This window comes from Streptomyces sp. NPDC012935 (assembly GCF_042900345.1).
Lineage (GTDB): Bacteria > Actinomycetota > Actinomycetes > Streptomycetales > Streptomycetaceae > Streptomyces.
Window position 1 is genome coordinate 99,687 of record NZ_JBIBBC010000013.1, and the last position, 20,289, is coordinate 119,975.

General features: G+C 71.7%; 17 protein-coding genes. 9 read left to right on the forward strand and 8 right to left on the reverse strand.

Annotated elements, in window-relative coordinates; translation table 11 throughout:
* Positions 1-2: 2 nt before the first annotated feature.
* From ACFY5C_RS28060 to ACFY5C_RS28070, 3 genes are all read right to left on the reverse strand, one after another.
* Complete coding sequence (locus tag ACFY5C_RS28060; RefSeq protein WP_389448842.1) at positions 3-1,829, reverse strand: nickel transporter; 1,827 nt, start codon at positions 1,827-1,829, stop codon at positions 3-5.
* Positions 1,826-3,277, reverse strand: coding sequence for a tetratricopeptide repeat protein (locus ACFY5C_RS28065; protein WP_389448845.1), 1,452 nt, complete (start codon positions 3,275-3,277; stop codon positions 1,826-1,828). Before ACFY5C_RS28065 ends, ACFY5C_RS28060 begins: the two co-directional genes overlap by 4 nt.
* A gap of 298 nt (positions 3,278-3,575) precedes the next feature.
* On the reverse strand, positions 3,576-5,111 hold the full coding sequence (locus tag ACFY5C_RS28070; protein ID WP_389448848.1) for a DUF4331 domain-containing protein: 1,536 nt from the start codon (positions 5,109-5,111) through the stop codon (positions 3,576-3,578).
* Between the two features lie 209 nt (positions 5,112-5,320).
* Here ACFY5C_RS28070 and ACFY5C_RS28075 point away from each other — a divergent pair, with 209 nt between their 5' ends.
* The 3 genes from ACFY5C_RS28075 (at position 5,321) to ACFY5C_RS28085 (ending at position 7,086) form a co-directional block, all read left to right on the forward strand.
* Positions 5,321-5,863 (forward strand): sigma-70 family RNA polymerase sigma factor, encoded by a 543-nt coding sequence (locus ACFY5C_RS28075; protein WP_190073442.1) that lies wholly within the window; start codon positions 5,321-5,323, stop codon positions 5,861-5,863.
* Positions 5,860-6,690: an anti-sigma factor domain-containing protein gene (locus ACFY5C_RS28080; protein WP_389448851.1), complete on the forward strand. Its 831-nt coding sequence runs from the start codon at positions 5,860-5,862 to the stop codon at positions 6,688-6,690. Before ACFY5C_RS28075 ends, ACFY5C_RS28080 begins: the two co-directional genes overlap by 4 nt.
* 126 nt (positions 6,691-6,816) lie before the next feature.
* A complete protein-coding gene (locus ACFY5C_RS28085) occupies positions 6,817-7,086 on the forward strand; it encodes a hypothetical protein (RefSeq protein WP_328882664.1) in 270 nt (89 codons plus the stop codon).
* Between the two features lie 299 nt (positions 7,087-7,385).
* On the opposite strand, the gene ACFY5C_RS28090 is transcribed toward ACFY5C_RS28085, so the two are convergent.
* Positions 7,386-8,168, reverse strand: coding sequence for an ABC transporter permease (locus ACFY5C_RS28090; protein WP_389448854.1), 783 nt, complete (start codon positions 8,166-8,168; stop codon positions 7,386-7,388).
* Positions 8,165-9,136, reverse strand: coding sequence for an ATP-binding cassette domain-containing protein (locus ACFY5C_RS28095; RefSeq protein WP_389448857.1), 972 nt, complete (start codon positions 9,134-9,136; stop codon positions 8,165-8,167). Before ACFY5C_RS28095 ends, ACFY5C_RS28090 begins: the two co-directional genes overlap by 4 nt.
* Before the next feature lie 63 nt (positions 9,137-9,199).
* Here ACFY5C_RS28095 and ACFY5C_RS28100 point away from each other — a divergent pair, with 63 nt between their 5' ends.
* Positions 9,200-9,916 (forward strand): TetR/AcrR family transcriptional regulator, encoded by a 717-nt coding sequence (locus ACFY5C_RS28100; protein ID WP_389448860.1) that lies wholly within the window; start codon positions 9,200-9,202, stop codon positions 9,914-9,916.
* Here the strand turns inward: ACFY5C_RS28100 and ACFY5C_RS28105 are convergent.
* From ACFY5C_RS28105 to hmgA, 3 genes are all read right to left on the reverse strand, one after another.
* Positions 9,913-11,055, reverse strand: a complete 1,143-nt coding sequence (locus ACFY5C_RS28105) for a type ISP restriction/modification enzyme (protein ID WP_389448864.1) — start codon at positions 11,053-11,055, stop codon at positions 9,913-9,915. The genes ACFY5C_RS28100 and ACFY5C_RS28105 overlap by 4 nt on opposite strands.
* Before the next feature lie 95 nt (positions 11,056-11,150).
* Complete coding sequence (locus ACFY5C_RS28110) at positions 11,151-11,900, reverse strand: GntR family transcriptional regulator (protein ID WP_389448867.1); 750 nt, start codon at positions 11,898-11,900, stop codon at positions 11,151-11,153.
* Positions 11,901-11,927: 27 nt separating this feature from the next.
* A complete protein-coding gene (gene hmgA, locus ACFY5C_RS28115; RefSeq protein WP_389448870.1) occupies positions 11,928-13,244 on the reverse strand; it encodes a homogentisate 1,2-dioxygenase in 1,317 nt (438 codons plus the stop codon).
* A gap of 161 nt (positions 13,245-13,405) precedes the next feature.
* Here hmgA and ACFY5C_RS28120 point away from each other — a divergent pair, with 161 nt between their 5' ends.
* From ACFY5C_RS28120 to ACFY5C_RS28140, 5 genes are all read left to right on the forward strand, one after another.
* A complete protein-coding gene (locus ACFY5C_RS28120; RefSeq protein WP_389448872.1) occupies positions 13,406-14,035 on the forward strand; it encodes a hypothetical protein in 630 nt (209 codons plus the stop codon).
* Complete coding sequence (locus tag ACFY5C_RS28125; protein WP_389448875.1) at positions 14,032-14,646, forward strand: TetR family transcriptional regulator; 615 nt, start codon at positions 14,032-14,034, stop codon at positions 14,644-14,646. The genes ACFY5C_RS28120 and ACFY5C_RS28125 overlap by 4 nt, the downstream gene beginning before the upstream one ends.
* A 392-nt stretch (positions 14,647-15,038) precedes the next feature.
* Positions 15,039-17,306: a molybdopterin oxidoreductase family protein gene (locus ACFY5C_RS28130; protein WP_389448878.1), complete on the forward strand. Its 2,268-nt coding sequence runs from the start codon at positions 15,039-15,041 to the stop codon at positions 17,304-17,306.
* Between the two features lie 199 nt (positions 17,307-17,505).
* Entirely contained in the window at positions 17,506-18,954 is a 1,449-nt protein-coding gene (locus ACFY5C_RS28135) for a CitMHS family transporter (protein ID WP_389448881.1), read from the forward strand.
* A gap of 41 nt (positions 18,955-18,995) precedes the next feature.
* Entirely contained in the window at positions 18,996-20,252 is a 1,257-nt protein-coding gene (locus tag ACFY5C_RS28140) for an MFS transporter (protein WP_389448885.1), read from the forward strand.
* The last annotated feature ends 37 nt before the right edge of the window (positions 20,253-20,289 follow it).

The window sequence follows — 20,289 nt, forward strand, 5'->3', positions numbered from 1 at the left end:
GCTCAGCCGAGTGCGGATGCCGCCCCCTGGAGAACCAATCCGGCCCCGATCAGCACGACGAGCACCGCGGATCCCAGTGGAGCGGTCCTGCGGACGAAGACCGTCAGCGGGTGCGCCATCCAGCGGGGCTGCCTGTCCAGCACCCGCGTCACTCCCGTACCCAGCCTCACGACGGCGAACCCGGCCGCGGTGAGGGTGAGCGCGAGTCCGACGCCGTACGCGACGACGAGCAGCAGCCCGAACCACGCCTTCCCGAGCGCCGCAGCGCCGACGAGCACGACGACCGCGGAGGGGCTGGGCACGAGGCCGCCGGCGAATCCGAGGAGGATCGTGCCGCGCAGGGTGGGGGCGGTGGAGTGGGTGTGGGTGAAGCCGCCGTGTGTGTGGGTGAGCAGGCCACGGGTGGTGCGGGGGTGACTGTGCGGGTGGGGGTCGTCGTGTGCGTGGTCATGTCCGTGGTCGTGGTCGTGGTCGTGGTCGTGGTCGTGTCCGTGGTCGTGGTCGTGGTCGTGTCTGTGCTGGTGGGTGTGGCCGGCGGGGGCGTGCGCATGGACGTGGCCGTGCGCGGGGGTGGGCGCCGGTGTCGCGGTGTGGGCGTGAGCGGCGACCAGGACTGGTTGGCGCTCGTGGGTGTGGTCGGCCTCGTGGGTGTGCTCGTGTCCGTCGGCGTGGTCGTGCGGGTGGGTGTGGCCGTCGTGCGGGTGGGTCTGGTCGTCGTGCGCGTGCCCGTGGGGATGGTCATGGCCGTGCACGTGTTCGTGTCCGTGTGTGGGGAGGCGGCCGTGGCCGCGGATGTGCCAGGCGCGGCGTACGAGCGTCGCGCCCGCCACGATCACCAGGGCGCCGCTCGCGATGCCCAGCCAGGTGATGACCGAGGGTGCCGCCGCCGAACCGGCCGTGACCAGGAGGCCCAGGGCGACGACCCCCAGGGTGTGCGTGACCGTCACCGAGGCGGCCAGGGGCAGGACGTCCTTCATGCGGGCCCGGCCGCCGCGGGCCGCCGCCACCGCCGCCATCAGGGTCTTGCCGTGGCCCGGGGCGAGCGCGTGCATCGCGCCGAGGAAGATCGCCAGGAGCAGGGCGAGTGCGGCGAAGCCGACGGTCAGGTCGTGGCGGGAGACCAGGTCGTCGAGGGCACGCGTCCAGCGGTCGGCGCCCCGCGGCAGGACGGAGGACGCGGGGGCGTTCTGGTCCGCCTCGGCGAGGGCGGGTCCGCCCGGGCGCACCCGCAGGGACGCGGATTCGGTGTCCGCCGGAGAGGAGAGCAACTCCTCCGGATACTCGGTCAGTTCGCGGGAGATCGACTCCTTCGGCACGTCCGAGGCGGTGAGCGTCATACGGTCGCCGCGTGCCGTGACCTCCCGCCAGCCGGGGCCGGACTCCGCGCCCGCGCCGCGGAAGCCGAGGTCGAGCATGGCGTCGCCGGCGTTCTCGGGCAGCGGCGCCGCCATCCGGCACTCGACGCGGAGGGTGTCGAGCCCCGCCTGACCGGGCCGCACGCGCGCGTGGCTGCTGTCTAGCGCCAGTTCGACCGTACGGCCGTCCACGGTGACCTCGCTGCCCCGCACGGCTTCCTCGCACCGCTGCCGGGCCCATGCCGTCATGCCCGCCTTCTCGATGTCCGGCCCGGCCTGGGTCGCCGGGATCTCGGCGAGGTCCTCGACGTGATGGACACGTAGTTCGCCGGGGGTGGCGACGAGGCCGTCGTAGCGGTTGACGGTGAAGTTGCCGAGGGGGTGCGCGCTCGCGGGAGGGGAGGAGAACAGCGCGAGCGCGCAGGCCGCCGTGAGGACGGCGGCGCAGGAGGCGAGCGGACGACGCAGGGTCACTTGGCCGCCTCCGGGTTCTTGAGGGCCTTACGGGCTTCCTCGGCGCCCAGCGGTGCGAAGCCTGGGTTCAACTTCAGCGCGGCCCCGAGGTGCTCGCGGGCGTTCTCGGCGTTGCCCGTGGCGCGCTCGATGATTCCGCGGTGGTAGAGGAACGCGGCGTTGCGGTAGCCGGTGGCCGTGGCCCTGCGGGCGTAGGGCAGGGCTTCCTCGTCCTTGCCGTTGACGTGCAGGGCCCAGGCGAGGGCGTCCGCGGTGTGCACGGTGTGGCGGCGGTTCCACTCGGCGCGGGCTGCGCGCAGGGCGGACGCCTTGTCGCCGTGGTCGGCCGCCGCGAGGGCGGTGTCGAGGTCGGCGTTGACGCCGTTGGCGCGGGCGAGAGCCGTCCACGCGTCGACGAGGGCGTACTGGTCGTCGGCCTTGGTCCGGTCGCCGGCCGCTTCGTACAGCTCGCCGAGTTCGACGAGCGGGCCCGGGAGCGGGTAACGGGCCACGACGTCCTTCAGCCCCTTGATCGCGCCGGCCCTGTCACCGCTCGCTGCCTGGGCGCGGGCGCGGCCCTCCAGCGCGGGGACGTAGTTCTCGTCGGCGGCAAGGGCACGGGCGTAGTGGGTGAGGGCGGTGTCGTAGTCGCCCTGGTTCCAGGCGAGTTGGCCGAGCTGGGTGGCGACGTAGGCGATGTCGCCGGGGGTGGTGGCGGAGGAGAGGGCCTGCTCCAGCACCCGCTCGGCCGTCCGTACGTCACCGCGCAGCTCCTGCACGTACGCGTACCGCGTGAAGACCGGGACACCCGGCCGGCGGTCGTCGGCCGTCTTGGCGGCCTTGGCCGCGTCGGCGTAGCGGCCGAGTTCGACCAGGGCGTCGGTACGGGTGCACAGGGCGCGTTCGCTGTAGGGGTTCACCTTCAGCGCCTGGTCGGCGTACTTGAGGGCGGCCTCGAAGTCGTGGCGCGCGGCGGCGAGGGCGGCGCGGCCGGCGAGAGCCTGGTCGTTGTCGCGGCTCAGCTCCAGTGAGCGCTTGAAGGCCTGCTCGGCCTGCGGGTAGCGGGAGGGGTCGCCCTTGGTGCGGGCCTGCTCGACGTAGGCGAGGCCGAGGGTGGCCCAGCTGCCGAAGTCCTTGGGCTGGTCGCGCAGGTGGGCCTGGAGGGAGGAGATGCCCGCGTCCAGGTCGCCGGTGGCGAGGAGGCCGGGCGACACCGCGGCGGACGCCGGGGCGAGGCTCTGGCTCGCGTCGTCGCGGGCGGCGCCGAGTGCGATGGAACCGGCGGTGAGTGCCACGGCCAGCAGGGTGGCGCAGCCGGTCAGGTGGAGTGCGCGGCTGCGGCGTGCGGCTGCGGCTACGCGGCGCAGTGCGGCCACGCGGTTCTCGCCCCCGCCGCCCTTACCCTTCCCGTCCTCCAGGGACTCCGCCCCTTCGACCCCGCCAGGGGGCTGCGCCCCCTGGACCCCCATCGGCCTGAACGGCCTCGTCCTCAAACGCCGGACGGGCTGGGATGCGCTGTCGTTCGTACGCGGGGCCATGCCCTCTCCTCGATCGGCTTTTCTGCGACGGTGGTTGCTGCGTGCGGCGGCGCGGCCCGCGCCGTGGGGGATGAGTACTGCGCGGGCCGCGCCAGTTGGAGAGCCCGGTCGGGCACGCCCCGCAAGGGGCGCGGGGCTGTATCGCTGTGCGGCTTCGCCGCGGGGGCGCGACCAGCCACACTGGACCCGCAGACGACCGGCTGCCGTTCCCGGCGGTTTCGCGGAGCGCCTAGTACGCCCGGTCCCGCATCCGGCGCCACCACATCAGGGCCCCGCCGATCAGCAGGATGCCCAGCGCTCCGGCGCCTGCCGAACCGGCGATCAGGGTCATGTCGTCCGTCCCGCCGGAGGCCCCCGCCGGCTGCAGCGCGTCGCCGAGCTGGCTGCGGACGTCCGTCTCGCCGTCCGTGCCCTTGGCGAGCGGGCCGCGGGAACCCTCGGTCGGGAGGGCGACGTACGGGAAGGCCTTCTCGAAGTCCTTGTCGTTCTTGTCGACGGCGTCACCCAGGTCGTTCTTGGCGCCGAGCAGTTCACCCTCGACGACCTGGAGCGAGGCGTCGATCACGTCGTCGGTGAGGCGACGGCCGTTCGGGAAGCCGGCGTTGTCGCCGTCGAGGACACCGAGCCGCTTGGGTTCGGCGGTCGGCTTGATCGAGGTGTTCAGGCGCAGCATCTCCGAAGGCGTGACGTGCGGAGGCTGGTTGAGGCCCTTCACGCCCTTGAGGAAGACGTCGACGAGGTCGTTGCGCGGCTCGTCGGGCGCCGGGATCTTGTAGATCGCCTCGATGAGCTTCGGCAGCTCCGGGTTGGTGACGTTCTTCAGGAACTGGGCGTCCTCCCAGGGCGAGGACGCGTTGAACTTGTCCTTGTCCTTGATGGGGTTGACGACCTCGTTGACGAGCGGGCTGCCCAGGCGCGAGACCTGCTCGAAGTGGCCCTGCGCGTTCTTGCGCTGGGTCGTCGACCAGATGCCGACGATCGGCTGGTCCGCCGACTCGGCGATCATGTGCGTCGGGACCTGCAGGGCGATGGAGTTGACGTTGTAGCCCTTGAGCGTGTCGTTGCCGACCTCGGAGAGGTTCCCGCCGTACAGCAGGTCGAAGACGCGCAGGTCCAGGAAGAACGGGTCGTCGGCCTGCCCGGCGAACGAAGAGGCGTCGCCCGCGAGCTTGTGCACGGCCTGGTCGCGCAGCTTGGCGTAGTCCGGCATCGACGCCTTGCCGACGTTCGACGGCGCCACCGGTACGTCGTTGGCGACCTTCGTCTTCGACACCAGGTGCTGGTCCTTGAGCTTCAGCAGCTCCACGTCGTACGTCTGCGTGATGTTGAGGTCGGGGTCGTCCAGGCTCTCGACCGGACCCGTGTTGTACAGGAACGTCTTCTTGTTCTTGGTGTGCGTCTTGAAGGTGAAGCGGTACAGCAGCTCGCCCTGCGCGTCACCGTTGTTGTCGATGTGGATGTCGTACTGGGCGTCCTCGGCGAAGGTGAAGAAGTTCGGTCCGCCCGCGGGCTCCTCGAACGGTATCCAGTTCGCGACGATCGTCGTCGTGTCCGGCTTGTCCGGGCTGACGAACGCGTACACGTCCGTGTTGTCGTACTGCGGAGTCCCCGAGATCAGCGGGGCCTCGCGGTGGCTGGAGGCGGAGGCCGCCCCCGGTTCCAGCGCGGTCACGCCGGCGGCTGCGAGCCCCCCGGCGGCCAGCGCACCGCATACGAGGGTCGCGAGGCCCTTGCGTCCCGCACCGCTCCTGGAATTAGGTGTCATGCCGTCCGTCCTCAGTGCCAACTTGCCTGACGCACCGGGATTCGGAGCCGGGGACGGGCCGGATTGGTCGATCTCGAAAACAAATTTTTCGGCTGCTCGACCCGCTTTTTCGGTCCGTTGATCCGTAACCCCATCCGGAGGTGTGTTCGTTGCGAATACCTCGTGGGACAAGACGGCCGAGATGCGGTCTGGCTGGAGGGGGAGACGAGTTGGAGGCGGACGAGCTGCTGGTGCTTGTGGCGGGCGGGGACCAGAAGGCGTTCGAGGAGCTGTACGGGCTGGTCTCCGGGCCGGTGTTCGGGCTCGTACGGCGGGTCGTGCGCGACCCCGCCCAGTCGGAGGAGGTGGCGCAGGAGGTGCTGCTCGAACTGTGGCGGTCGGCCGCGAAGTTCGACCCCGGCCGGGGCAGTGCCCTGTCGTGGATCCTCACCCTCGCCCACCGCCGCGCCGTCGACCGGGTGCGCAGCGCCCGCGCGGCCGGCGAGCGAGAGCAGCGCGAGGCGCTGCGCGCGAACCACCCCGCGTTCGACCATGTCGCCGAGGAGGTCGAGGCCGGCCTCGAACGCGAGTGGGTGCGGCGCTGCCTGGAGCGGCTCACGGCACTGCAACGCCAGTCCGTCACTCTCGCCTACTACGACGGCTACACATACCGTGAAGTGGCCGAGCGGCTCTCCCTGCCGCTCGGCACGGTCAAGACCCGGATGCGCGACGGACTCACCCAGCTGCGCAAGTGCCTGGGAGGTGTCGCGTGAGCTTCGTCGACCGACTGCTCCGGCGCGAGGACCTGCACTCCCTCGCCGCCCCCTACGCCCTCGACGCCCTGGAACCCGGCGAGCGGTACCGCTTCGAGAAGCACCTGCGGAACTGCGCCCTCTGCGCCGCCGAGGTGCGCGCCCTGTCCGAGGACGCCGTGCGCCTCGCGTGGTCGACGGCCGCCGCACCGCCCGCCGCGATGCGCGACCGGGTCCTGGCCGCCGTACGGTCGACTCCGCAGGAGTCCGCCGGGCAGGCCGTCGGTCGGGAGCCGGCACGCGCGCGGGCCACCCAGCTGCCGCCGCATGTGTGGGGGAACCAGCCGCCGCCGCGCACCCGTGCGACCAGGACGCGCCCTTTGCTGGCGCCGTTCGCCACCCTCACGGCCGCCGCGGCCCTCGTCGTCGCGTCCCTCTTCGCCGTCCAGGCGACCAGGACGCAGGATCAGCTGGACGCCCAGCGCGCGCGGGCAAGTGAGATCGCTAACGTTCTCGCCGCACCCGACGCCCGGGCGACCTCCGGCGAGGACGCCGAGGGGCGGACGGTCGGAGTGGTCGCCTCCGCATCTGAGGGGCGCGCGATCGTCACTCTGAGCGGCTACGGCGATCTGCCGAGCGGCCGGGTGCACCAGCTCTGGGAGATGCGCCCCGATGTGCAGCCGCGCTCCCTCGGGCTTTTCGACGGCGACACGCCCTTTCTGGCGTCCGGTCTCGACAAGTCGGCGACGTCACTGGCTGTGACCGTGGAACCGGACGGAGGGTCTCCGCAACCCACCAGCCAGCCAGTTGTCCAACTCGCCCTGAAATCGGTTGGATTCGGAGAGTAATCACGGACGAGTCGTCAACACCCTTACGGGGAAGGTGAATCCTGTGACCGCGATACACGAGTGCCCCACCGGGGCGATAGGGTTAACCTGCCCGGGCCGGGTGGACTCGTACGGGTGGGGAGTGACATGGATCAGATAACAGTGCGCAGCAGGGCCAGGGTCCCTGCGATCACCTGCGGGAGCAGCGCGACCAGTTCGCGCCTCGACCGCCATCTGTCGGTGCTGGCGGGTCCCGCCGTGCCGCAGACGGAGGCGGCCGAAGCGACCTCGCTGATGCGTGAGCTGACCAGTCGTGACACCACGCACGCGCGTAGCGACCGGGGTGCGCGGGTCCGCCGCGTCTCGCTCTTCGCCCCGCTGCGTCGACTGCGTCGTTCGCTGTTCGGCGGGCGCTGACTCGCACCGGCGTTCCCCGGACGACCTCGGAAAGCCCGCGCTCGGCAACCCGCTCCGACCCGGCGTCGCACCGCGCTGTCGCCGCCGTCATCCCCACGGCACGCAGCGACGCCACGGAGCGCTACCCCGGCGCGGGCCCAACCTCGAACTCCACCCACCCCGCTCCTCGGCCCGCGTCCTCCCCGCGTAACACCTCGGTCACGTACGGACGTTGACGGGCCGCCCAGCACGAACCGACGACCGCGTCGGCGACCCACCGGGCCGCCGACGCGGTCGTCGCGTCATTCAGTCGCCGGACGTCACCGCTCCCCGCGCGTATACCGGCGTACCGCGAGCGGTGCGAACACGGCTATGAGCACCGCACACCAGGCCAGCGACCCGGCGACGGGATGGGCGACCGGCCAGGCGGCACCGTCCGGTATCGGCGCGTTGCCGAAGAGGTCCCGCAGGGCCGTGGTGACCGCGCTGATCGGATTCCACTCGGCGAGGGTGCGCAACCAGCCCGGCAGACCGTCGGTCGGGATGTACGCGTTGGACAGCAGCGGCAGGACGAAGGTCGCCCCGCCCAGCTGACCGGCGGCCTCCTCGTTACGGGTCAGCAGCCCGAGGAAGATCCCGACCCACGACATCGCGAACCGGAACAGCAGCAACAGCGCCACCGCGCCCGCCGCTTCGAGCGCGGACCCCTCGATCCGCCAGCCCACCGCGAGCCCGACCAGCAGGAAAGGCACCGTCCCGGCGGCCGTCACCAGCAGATCCGCGGCCGCCTGGCCCAGCGGCACGGCGGCCCGGCTCACCGGCAGTGTCCGCAGGCGGTCCATCACGCCGCGGTGGGTGTCCTGGGCGGCCTGGAACATGCCGGTCATGAGCCCGTTGGCGGCCGTCGCCACCAACAGGCCGGGCACCAGGAAGGAGCGGTACTGCGCGCCGGGCATCGCCAGCGCGCTGCCGAAGACGTAGCCGAAGAACAGCAGCATCGTGATCGGCATGGTCTGGGTCAGGATCAGGACACCCGGGTTGTTGCGGAGCCGCCGCAGCTGCCGGCCCAGCATCGCGCCGCCGTCGTACGCCAGGGTGCTCATGCCGCACGCTCCTCTTCCTCGGTCTCCTGGGCTTCCTGGGCTTCCTGGGTGAGTCGCAGGAACACGTCGTCGAGAGTCGGCGGTTTGAGGCTCGCGTCCAGCAACGGCACGCCCGCCGAGTCGAGTTCGCGCACCAGGCGGGGGAGCGTGAGTGTGGCGTCCCGGGTGACCGCGGCGACGGCCCGCCGTTCGTGGTCGAACGACGGCTCGGCGCCGGTGAGTTGGTCCAGCACGGCAGCCGCCTTCACCATGACGTCCGCGTCGGTGACGACGACCTCGACATGTGCGCCGATGACCGACTTGAACTGCGCCGGCGAGCCCGAGTGCGCGACCCGTCCCCGGTCCACCAGGGCGATGTCGTCGGCGAGTTGGTCGGCCTCCTCCAGATACTGCGTCGTCAGCAGGACGGTCGTGCCCTCGGCCGTCAGCTCTCGCACGGCGTCCCAGATCCGGCCCCGGCTGGCGGGGTCGAGGCCGGTCGTGGGCTCGTCCAGGAACAGCACGTCCGGGCGGCGCACGAGGCTCGCCGCCAGATCGAGGCGGCGCCGCATGCCGCCGGAGTACGTGGATGCCGGCCGGTCGGCCGCCTCGGCCAGCCCGAAGCGGTCCAGGAGCTCACCGGTCCGCTCGGCCGGCCCGCGCACCCGGTGCAACCGGGCGAACAGCCGGAGATTCTGGCGGCCGGTGAGGTCGCCGTCGACCGTGGCGTACTGGCCGGTCACGCCGATGCTGCGGCGGACGGCCGCCGGATCGCGCAGCAGGTCGTGCCCGGCGACCCGCGCCGACCCGGCGTCCGGACGCAGCAGCGTGGTGAGGAGCCGTACGGCCGTCGTCTTGCCCGCGCCGTTCGAGCCGAGGAGGCCGCAGACGGTGCCCTGCGGGACGGCCAGATCGAGTCCGCGCAGGGCGTGGACCTCACCGAATCGCTTCTCCAGGCCTTCACTAAGTACAGCGTACGTAGAAGTCATGGGTCGACCATAGCGCACTACGTACGCTGTACGTAACTAGGATGGTGGCCGAGGTGATGATCGATGGCGGGCAAGGCGGCCGAACCCCACGTGATCTGGGCGCGTCCCGAGCGGACCGGGCGTGGCCCCAGGCCCGCGTTCACGCGGGCGGACATCGCGGCTGCGGCGGTGCGGATCGCCGACACCGGCGGGCTGGATGCCGTGTCCATGCGGCATGTCGCGGCCGAGCTGGGCTGCGGGACGATGTCGCTCTACAACTACGTCCCCCGCAAGGAGGACCTGTACGAGCTGATGATCGACGCGATCGGCGCCGAGCACGACATCCGGGAGCCCTTGGGCGACTGGCGTGCCGACATGATCCGCAACGCGCAGGAGACCCGGGCCATCATGCACCGCCACACCTGGGTGCCCCGGCTGATGTCAGGGGTGTACGGCTTCAGCCCCAACACCCTGCGCTACCTGGAGCACTGCCTGGCCTGTCTCGAACCGCTCGACGTTCCGTACAGCGTGAAGATGGAGCTGGTCGCGCTGCTCAACGGCGTGGTGACGACGTACACCGCGAACGAGATCGCCACCGCCGAGCGCACCCGTGCCATGCCCTGGTCCGAGGAGGAGGAGAACGCGGTCCGCATTGCCTACCTCGGCAGCCAGGTCGCCACCGGCGCCTATCCGCGGCTGGCCGCGGCCTTCATGGCGGACAGCGGGCCGATCGATCTGGAGGCGGTGTTCACGCGGGCGCTCGAACGGGTGCTGGACGCCTTCGACCCCGACCCGCGTTAGATCAGCGCGAGTTGCCCCTCCGGGCCCTCCTCGCGCCCGTCCAGCACCGACGCCGGCCTGCGTGCCGCCCCCGGCACCGGCAGGACTCCGGCCTCGTGGAGGTCGGTTGCGGTGATGGCGGAGGTCAACTCCTCTCGGAGCGGCCGGAGTTCCGCCAGCAGGGCCAGGACCGTGATCAGTTCCAGCAGCTCCGACGTCCACGCCTGCGGCCAGGTCGCCGGGCGGATCGCCGCCAGCGTGCCGGGCTCGGGCTCTACGACCCGGGCTGTGAACCACTGCTCCAGAACCTTCGCGCCGGCCGTCTCGAAGTCCCAGGCCTCCGGCGGCACGGGGGAGATGCGGCCCTCGTCGAGGTGGAGGGCCTCCTCGTCGCGGTCGTAGTGCAGGGTCAGCGGGCGGGCCGGGAGCGGGGCACGGACGTAGGGGCGACGGCCGCCGGGGAGCTTCGGGCGGTCGCCGTGGCGGAGCATCAGCCAGAGCATGCGGTGGCCCGACTCGACGCCGTGCGCCCAGAGTTCGGGGTCCTGCGGGAGCGGGACGGTGAGGTCGGGGCGGGCGGCGGCCAGAATCCAGGCGAGGACGTCCGCCGGCGCGGGGGAGTGGCCCAGCAGGGAGGCGAGGTGCGGCAGCAGGCCCGGGGCCAGGTTGGGTTCCGTGCCGCCGGGGCGGCGGTACAGCGGGCGGATGCGTCCCGGGCGGACGAGCGGGAGCGCGGAGGTCGCCAGCAGGCGGGACTCCGGCGTCTCGAGGACGAAGACCTGGTGGGGGTCCATCACGCGCCACAGCTCCGGGCGGGCCGCGTCGATCAGACGGTGGTCGGGGATCAGCCACTGCTCGTCGAACGGGGCGTGCAGCACCCGTACCGGCTCCGGGCAGGGGCCCGAGGCGCGGATCAGCTTCTCCGTGCCGGTGGACCGGCCGGGCAGCTGTCCGACCGCCGAGTGCAGGGTGCGGGAGCGCGTGGGCTCCAGCAGGGTGGCCCGGTCCGGGCCCTCGGCCTTCACGAAGGCGTCCCAGCGGGCCTTCAGGGACGCCGCGTCGGGGCCCGTCGGCCACCCCCGGCCGAGCCGCGGCGGTGCGACGGACCACGGCATGAGGTCCGCCAGCAGCGGAGCGTCGTCGTGCGTCACGCTTGGCATCGTACGATGCCGCGAGCGCCCCGAAAGGGGCGCGGGGAACTGCGCGACCAGCCCCCACCGGCCCGCAGCTGGGTCACCTGCTTCCAGCGGAGCGCTCACGTGGCGTCCAGGGTCACCGTGAAGGAGAAGCGGTCGCCGCGGTAGTGGATGACCGCCGCGTCGAGGACCCGGCCCTCACCGTCGTACGTCACGCCCGTGTAGTGCAGGATCGGGCTCAGCAGCGGGACTTGCAGCAGCCGTGCCGTCTCCGGGTCGGCCAGCCGCGCCTCCACCGTGTCCGTGATGCGGCTGATGTCCGCCCCGACGACATCCCGCAGCACCTTGGTCATCGGCCAGCGGACGAGGTCGTCCAGGTCGATGCGCGCGGCAAGTTCGGGGCGGACGTAGTTGCGGGCGTGGTTGGTCGGGTCGCCCGACTTCTCCTCACTGCGCAGACGGTGGTACGTCGCCACCTCGTCGACATCCGGGAAGAACTCGGCGACTTCGGCGGGCACGGGTGCCCTGCCGTGGTCCAGCAGCTCCGTGACCATGCCGGACTGCTGGGCCACGATCGCGTCCACCGAGCCGAGCAGCCGCACGGGGGCGCCCGGGAGGGCGTCCGGCTCGATGAAGGTGCCGCGTCTGCGGTGGCGCGTGATCAGCCCCTCGTCCTCCAGCTCTTTGAGCGCCTGGCGCATGGTCAGCACGCTCACGCCGTAGTGCTCCGCCAACTGCTCCTCGGTGGGCAGGCGCAGCGGGTCGCTCGGCCGGCGGCCCAGTATCGAGGCGCGCAGTGACTGCGACACCTGGTACCAGAGCGGCAGTTTGCGGTTCAGGACGATGGAGTCCGGGGCGAAGGAGGTCACGGGGCCATCCGTACCGGTCGGGGATCTTTACTGCAAGGGGCGGAAGTGCCGCTCCATGCCGTGCCAGACGTCGTCGTAGCGCTGCTGAAGGTGCTCGGCGCGGGCGGCGTGCGGGGTCAGGGTGAGCGGCCAGCGCGTCTCGAACATGAACGCCAGGCCGTCGTCGATCTTCTGCGGCTTCAGCTCGGCCGCGCTCGCCCGGTCGAACGTCTCCCGGTCCGGGCCGTGCGCCGACATCATGTTGTGCAGCGACCCGCCACCGGGCACGAAGCCCTCCGCCTTCGCGTCGTAGGCGCCCTCGATGAGGCCCATGTACTCGCTCATCACGTTCCGGTGGAAGTACGGCGGCCGGAAAGTGTCCTCGCCCACCAGCCAGCGCGGGGCGAACACCACGAAGTCGACGCCCGCGAGGCCCGGTGTGTCCGACGGGGACGTCAGCACCGTGAAGATCGACGGGTCGGGGTGGTCGTAGGAGATGGTGCCGATCACATTGAAACGGCGCAGGTCATAGATGTACGGCACATGGTTGCCGTGCCATGCGACCACGTCGAGCGGGGAGTGGTCGTACGTGGCGGTCCAGAGGTTGCCGCAGAACTTGTTCACCACCTCGACCGGGCCCTCGACGTCCTCGTACGCGGCCACCGGCGCCTTGAAGTCCCGTGCGTTCGCGAGGCCGTTGGCGCCGATCGGGCCGAGGTCGGGGAGGTGGAAGGGCGCCCCGTAGTTCTCGCACACATAGCCGCGGGCGGAGCCATCCAGCAGCTCCACACGGAAGCGCACCCCACGCGGAACCAGCGCCACATGTCCCGGCTCCACATGCAGCAGCCCGAACTCCGTGCGCAGCAGCAGCCCGCCCTGCTCCGGCACGATCAGCAGCTCGCCGTCGGCGTCGCTGAAGACGCGGTCCATCGAGGAAGTGGCGTGATACAGGTGCACGGCCATGCCGGTGCGCTGGGTGACGTCGCCGTTTCCGCCCAGGGTCCACAGGCCGGCCAGGAAGTCGGTTCCGGGGGCGGGCTCGGGCAGGGGGTTCCAGCGCAGCCGGTTCGGGTCCGGCTCGGACTGGGTGAAGGGCGCCGTACGGATCGCGCCGTTGTCGGTGCGTGTGAAGGCCGGGTGGGCGGCCGACGGGCGGATGCGGTACAGCCACGAGCGGCGGTTGTGGGCCCTCGGCTCGGTGAACGCCGAACCGCTCAGCTGCTCCGCGTACAGCCCCAGCGGGGCGCGCTGGGGTGAGTTCCGGCCCTCGGGAAGGGCGCCGGGCACCGCCTCCGAGCTGTGCTCGTTGCCGAAACCGGAGAGGTAGGTCAGCCCTTCCGCGGTCTTCCGCGCGTCCCCGCTCATGATCGCTCCCTTGAGATCTGATTCCTATGCTTCACCGTAGGATTGCGATTTCGCCGGCGCAAGTGATCTGCCGGACCTCATCTGCGGGGACGACGAGAACCGGACGGGAACCCGACTCCAGGGGGACCCGGCTGTCGGACCGGTGTTCTAGTCTCCCGGGCATGTCGTGGACGCGGACCCTGCTCGCCGCGCTCGCGGTCTGTGTCCTGCTGCTGACCGGATCCGCGGGCTGCGGCTCCGGTGACGCGCGGCAACAGGGTGCGGACGCGGTCTCGCCCTCCCCGGTCGGCAAGGTCCTCGACGACACCGACGCGCAGGGGCAGCACTATCGCGCGGTGGACAAAGGCGACGCCCCCGAGGTCGGCATCGAGGTCCAGCCGGACCCGGACGGCGGCGACCGGGGCTGGGACGTACGGCTGACGGTCCGCAACTTCCGCTTCTCGCCCGCCGGTGCGCCGGAGCGGGCCGTCGCCGGTCGGGGGCTCGCGTACCTCTACATCGACGACCGCCTCGTCGCCAGGCTGCGCGGCCCCGGCCACCGTCTCCCGGCGGAGCTCGTCCCGCGCGGCACGCACCAGGTCACCGTCCGGCTGTACGCGGACGACGGCACGGTGTGGGCCGTCGACGACGACCCCGTCGAGAGCACGGCCGACATCACGGCGTCGGAGGCGGAGGCGACCCCGACACCGGCGCCGGCGTCGACCGCCTCCGCCGCCGCACTGAGCAAGCCAGCCACCCGCTTCCGTACAGGGGGCCGAGGTTCACCGGATCGAGGCGGAAAGGCATCATGAAGACCGTGCCCCACCCAGAAACGCTTCGCCGGGCGCCTGTGCAGCGGCGCAGCGCCGAACGGCTCACCAGGATCCTGGACGCCTGCGCCGACCTCCTCGACGAGGTCGGTTACGACGACCTGAGCACTCGGGCCGTCGCCCAGCGCGCCGGCGTCCCCATCGGCTCGGTCTACCGGTTCTTCGGCAACAAACGCCAGATGGCCGACGCCCTGGCCCAGCGCAACCTGGAGCGCTACGCCGCCCGTGTCACCGAGCGCCTCAAGGAGGCCGGCGACGGGGGCTGGCGTGCGGCGATGGACGCCGTGCTCGACGAGTACATCGCCATGAAGCGCACCGCACCCGGCTTCTCCCTCGTCGACTTCGGCAACCAGATCCCCGTCGGCACCCGCGGCGAGCCCAACCACCGCGTCGCCGACGCCCTCACCGACCTGCTCGCCGGCTACCTCGGCCGCGAACCCGACGAGGACCTCCGTCGTACCTTCCTCATCGCCGTCGAGACCGCCGACACCCTGGTCCACCTCGCGTTCCGGGTGGCCCCGGAGGGCGACGAACGGATCATCGAGGAGGCGCGCGCGATGCTGCGGGCGTATCTGGCGCGGGTGCTGGACTGACGGCTCTGCCTGGGTGCCGTGCCGATGGCTCTGCCTGGGTGCCGTGCTGACGGCTCTGCCGGGGCGCCGCGCTGATGGCTCTGCCTGGGTGCCGTGCCGATGGCCCTGCCCGGGTGCCGCGCTGATGGCTCTGCCTGGGTGCCGTGCTGACGGCCCTGCCCGCGCGCCGCGCTGACGGCCCTGTCCGGGCGCCGCACTCACGGCCCTGTCGGGTGCGGGACCGATGCCCCGGCGGGCTGACGCGGCTGCCGGACCGAGGCGCCCGGCCGTCCGGCGGGCCGACGGCACGCGAATTTCCGACCTCACCCCGGCGAGGACTCCCCTCCGTGCATACCGGTCGGTATGCTCGGTCTCACCCGCGCGCCACCGCCGTCGCCACCTCGGGAGGACCCGTGTCCCGCACCGCACTGCGCATCTGCCCCCTCTGTGAGGCCACCTGCGGCCTGACGCTCACCATCGAGGGGACCGCGGTCACCGGTGCCCGCGGTGACCGTGACGACGTGTTCAGCCAGGGGTTCATCTGCCCCAAGGGCGCCTCCTTCGGGGCCGTCGACGGTGACCCCGACCGGCTGCGCACCCCACTCGTCCGCAAGGACGGCGAACTGCGCGAGGCCACCTGGGAGGAGGCCTTCGACGCGGTCGCCGCCGGCGTCCGGGCGGTCGTCGAGCGGTACGGGCCCAACTCGGTGGGTGTCGTGCTCGGCAACCCCAACGTGCACACGGTGGCGGGCGCGCTCTACCCGCCGGTCCTGCTCGCCGGCCTGCGCACCCGCAGCATCTTCACCGCCTCCACGGTCGACCAGATGCCCAAGCACGTCTCCAGCGGCCTGCTCTACGGCGACGCCCTGGCGATCCCCGTACCGGATCTGGACCACACCGACCATCTGCTGCTCATCGGCGCCAACCCCCTCGAGTCCAACGGCAGCCTGTGCACCGCCCCCGACTTCCCGGGCAAGCTCAAGGCGCTGAAGGCCCGCGGCGGCACCCTCACCGTCATCGACCCGCGCCGCACCCGCACCGCCAAGCTCGCCGACCGGCACATCGCGATCCGGCCCGGCACCGACGCGCTGCTCCTCGCGGCCATGGCGTCCGTCCTCTTCGAGGAAGGGCTCGTGACTCCCGGTGAGCTGGCACCGCACCTCCAAGGGCTCGACGAACTCCCGGACGCCGTACGGGGCTTCAGTCCCGAAGCCGTGGCGGACGCCTGTGACGTGGACGCCGGCACCATCCGCGCCCTCGCCCGCGAACTGGCCGCCGCCCCCACCGCCGCCGTCTACGGCCGCATCGGCAGCTGCACCGTGCCGCACGGCACCCTGGCCAGCTGGCTCGTCGACGTCCTCAACATCCTCACCGGCAACCTCGACCGCCCCGGCGGCGCTCTCTTCCCGCAGGCGGCCACCGACAAGACGCCGCGCCCCGCCGGGCCCGGCCACGGCTTCGCGCTCGGGCGCTGGAAGTCGCGGGTGAGCGGGCATCCCGAGGCCAAGGGCGAGTTGCCGCTGTCCGCGCTCGCCGAGGAGATCGACACCGCCACCGAGGAGGGCGAGCCGATCCGGGCGCTCATCGCGGTCGCCGCCAACCCGGTCCTGTCGTCCCCCGACGGCGACCGCCTCGACAAGGCCCTCGACTCGCTCGACTTCATGGTCAGCGTCGATCCGTACCTCAACGAGACCTCGCGCCACGCCCACGTCGTGCTGCCGCCGCCCCCGCCCTCGCAGAGCCCGCACCACGACTTCGCCTTCAACACCCTCGCCGTGCGCAACCAGGTCCGCTACACCCGCCCCGCCGTCCCGCTGGAACCGGGCCGGATGGCCGAGTCCGAGATCCTGGCCCGGCTGATCCTGGCGGCCACCGGCATGCACGGCGCCGACCCGGCCGCGGTCGACGCGCTGGTCATCGACCAGACCCTCGGCAAGGCGGTCAAGGAGCCGCACTCACCGGTCCACGGCCGCGATCCGAAGGAACTCGCCGCGCAACTCACCGGTGTGAACGGGCCCGAGCGGCGCCTCGACCTGATGCTGCGCCTCGGCCCGTACGGCGACGGCTTCGGCGTACGACCGGACGGGCTCAGCCTGGAGAAACTGCTCGCGCATCCGCACGGCATCGACCTCGGGCCGCTGAAGTCCCGGCTGCCGCAGCCGCTGAAGACCGTGAGCGGCAAGGTGGAGCTGCTGCCGCGGCCCATCGCCGACGACCTGCCCCGCCTGCGGGCGGCCCTGCGCGAGCGCACCGACGGGCTCGTCCTGGTCGGCCGCCGACATCTGCGCTCCAACAACAGCTGGATGCACAACGTGCCCGCCCTCACCGGCGGCACCAACCGCTGCACCCTGCACATCCACCCCGAGGACGCCGAGCGGCTGGGACTGCGGGACGGTGCGCCCGTGCGCGTGAAGGGTGCCGGCGGGGAAGTGGTCACGGAGGCCGAGGTCACCGACGCGGTCCGCCCCGGTGTCGTCAGCCTGCCGCACGGCTGGGGCCACAACCGCCCCGGCACCCGTCTGAACCATGCGCTGAAGGACCCCGGCGTCAACGTCAACCAGCTCCTCGACGGCAGCCTGCTCGACCCGCTCTCGGGCAACGCGGTCCTCAACGGCGTACCCGTGCTGCTTGTCCCGGGGACGACCCCCGGACCCCCAGCAGAAAGGCAGTCGACGGGGTGACCGGCGCGGACATCGGCGAAGCAGACCTGAGTAAAACAGGCCACCGTGGCAGCGCTGTGAGCAGTGCAAAGCTGTGACCAGCAGTTTTGCGCTTATTGCTCGCATGTCAACGTCTTGTTAACGCCGCTCGACGGGACCTAACGTCAACGCACCGCCGGCCCTGGTGGGTCGTTCAAGGGCGAACGTTAGGTATCCACTCATGCTGACCATCCTTGGCTTCGCCATGATCGCGACCTTCCTGGTCCTGATCATGATGAAGAAGATGTCGCCGATCGCGGCGCTCGTGCTGATTCCGGCACTGTTCTGCGTCTTCGTCGGAAAGGGCGCCAAGCTCGGTGACTACGTCCTCGACGGCGTCACCGACCTCGCCCCCACCGCGGCGATGCTCATGTTCGCGATCGTCTACTTCGGTGTGATGATCGATGTCGGCCTCTTCGACCCGATCGTTCGGGGAATCCTGAAGTTCTGCAAGGCCGACCCGATGCGGATCGTGGTCGGCACGGCGATCCTCGCCGCGATCGTCTCGCTCGACGGCGACGGCTCGACCACCTTCATGATCACCGTCTCGGCGATGTACCCGCTGTACAAGCGCCTGAAGATGAGCCTGGTCGTGATGACCGGTGTCGCCGCGATGGCCAACGGCGTGATGAACACGCTTCCGTGGGGCGGCCCGACCGCCCGCGCCGCCACCGCGCTCAAGCTGGACGCCAGCGACATCTTCGTCCCGATGATCCCGGCGCTCGCCGTCGGTCTCGTGGCCGTCTTCGTCCTCTCGTACTTCCTCGGCCTGCGCGAGCGCAAGCGCCTGGGTGTGCTCACGCTGGACCAGGTCCTGGTCGAGGAGAAGGCCGAGGAGAAGGAGGCCGAGACAGTTCTCGTCGGCGCCGGTTCCGGTTCCGGTGTTTCCGGCACCGGCAAAGCCACCGGCGGCGCCGGCAAGGCCACCGGCGGCGCCGGTTCCGGCACGGACGCCGAGGGTGACGACGAGGACGGCGACGCGGAGCGCTTCCAGGTCCTCGACCCGAACCGGCCCACGCTGCGTCCCAAGCTGTACTGGTTCAACGCGCTGCTCACGGGCGCCCTGCTCACCGCCATGATCATGGAGTGGCTGCCGATCCCGGTGCTGTTCCTGCTCGGCGCCGCGCTCGTCCTGACGGTCAACTTCCCGCACATCCCCGACCAGAAGGCCCGTCTCGCCGCCCACGCCGACAACGTCCTCAACGTCTCCGGCATGGTCTTCGCCGCCGCGGTCTTCACCGGCGTCCTCCAGGGCACCGGCATGGTGGACCACATGGCCAGGTGGATGGTGGACGTGATCCCGGAGGGCATGGGCCCGCACATGGCCCTGGTCACCGGCGTCCTGAGCCTCCCGCTCACCTACTTCATGTCGAACGACGGCTTCTACTTCGGCGTCCTGCCGGTCCTCGCCGAGGCCGGCGCGGCGCACGGCGTCACCCCGCTGGAGATGGCCCGCGCCTCCCTGGTCGGCCAGCCGCTGCACATGTCGAGCCCGCTCGTCCCGGCCGTGTACGTCCTGGTCGGCATGGCCAAGGTGGAGTTCGGCGACCACACCAAGTTCGTGGTGAAGTGGGCGGCGCTCACCTGCCTCGTCATCCTCGCGGCGGGAATCCTCTTCGGAATCATCTGACCCCGCGAGCCGGCACCTTCAAGTCTGGGAGGAACACGATCATGGCGCCCGGTGGGAACCGCGGCTGGCTGCTCCGCCTCGTCATCGCCTTCAGCTTCGCGCAGGGGGCGGTGTCGATGGCCCGGCCCGCCGTCTCCTACCGGGCCCTCGCGCTGGGCGCCGACGAGCGGGCAATCGGCGTGATCGCGGGGGTGTACGCCCTGCTCCCGCTGTTCGTCGCCGTCCCGCTGGGCCGCCGCACCGACCACGGCCGCTGTGCGCCGCTGCTGCCCGTCGGCGTGGTCCTGATATCCGGCGGCTGCGCCATGAGCGGCCTCGCGGACTCCCTGTGGGCGATGGCGATCTGGAGCGGGGTCATGGGCCTCGGTCACCTCTGCTTCGTCATCGGCGCCCAGTCGCTCGTGGCCCGCCAGTCCGCCCCGCACGAACAGGACCGCAACTTCGGCCACTTCACGATCGGCGCCTCGCTCGGCCAGCTGGTCGGCCCGATCGCCGCGGGCGCGCTGATCGGCGGCCGGGACATGGCGGGGACCAGCGCTCTCGCCCTGCTGGCGGCGGGCGCGGGCGGCGCGGTCGCGCTGACCTCGCTGTGGCGCATAGAGAGCCGTACGACGGCCAAGTCCGGCAAGGACACGGGCGAGCGCGTCCCTGTCCGGCGCATCCTGCGCGCCAGGGGTGTGCCCGCCGGCATCTTCATCAGCCTCGCCGTGCTGTCCGCGACCGACATCCTCACCGCCTATCTCCCGGTGGTCGGCGAGCACCGGGGCGTCGCCCCGTCCGTGATCGGCCTCCTGCTCAGCCTGCGCGCCGCGGCCACCATCGCCTGCCGCCTGGTTCTGACCCCCCTGCTGCGGCTCCTCGGCCGGACCTTGCTGCTGACCGTGACCTGCCTGCTGGCTGCCCTGCTGTGCGCCGGGATCGCGCTGCCGGTGCCGGTGTGGGCACTCGCCCTGATCCTGGCGGTGCTCGGCTTCTGCCTCGGCGTGGGGCAGCCGCTGTCCATGACGACGGTCGTCCAGGCGGCCCCCGACGGCGCCCGCTCCACGGCCCTCGCCCTGCGCCTGACCGGCAACCGCCTCGGGCAGGTCGCCGCGCCCGCGTCGGCGGGCCTGATCGCGGGCCTCGCGGGCGTGGCGGCGCCGTTCGTGATGCTGGGGGCTCTGTTGCTGCTGTCGGCGGGAGTCGCGCTGCGGGCACCGGCGAGGCCGGCGGAGGAGTCGGGGGAGGAGGGTGAGGCGGACGACGGCGGTGAGCGGGACAGACCCAGACCGGCGTTGCGGCGAAAGAGTGGTATCTGACGGGTCGTAGGGCGATGCTCCCCCGATTCGTCGCGCG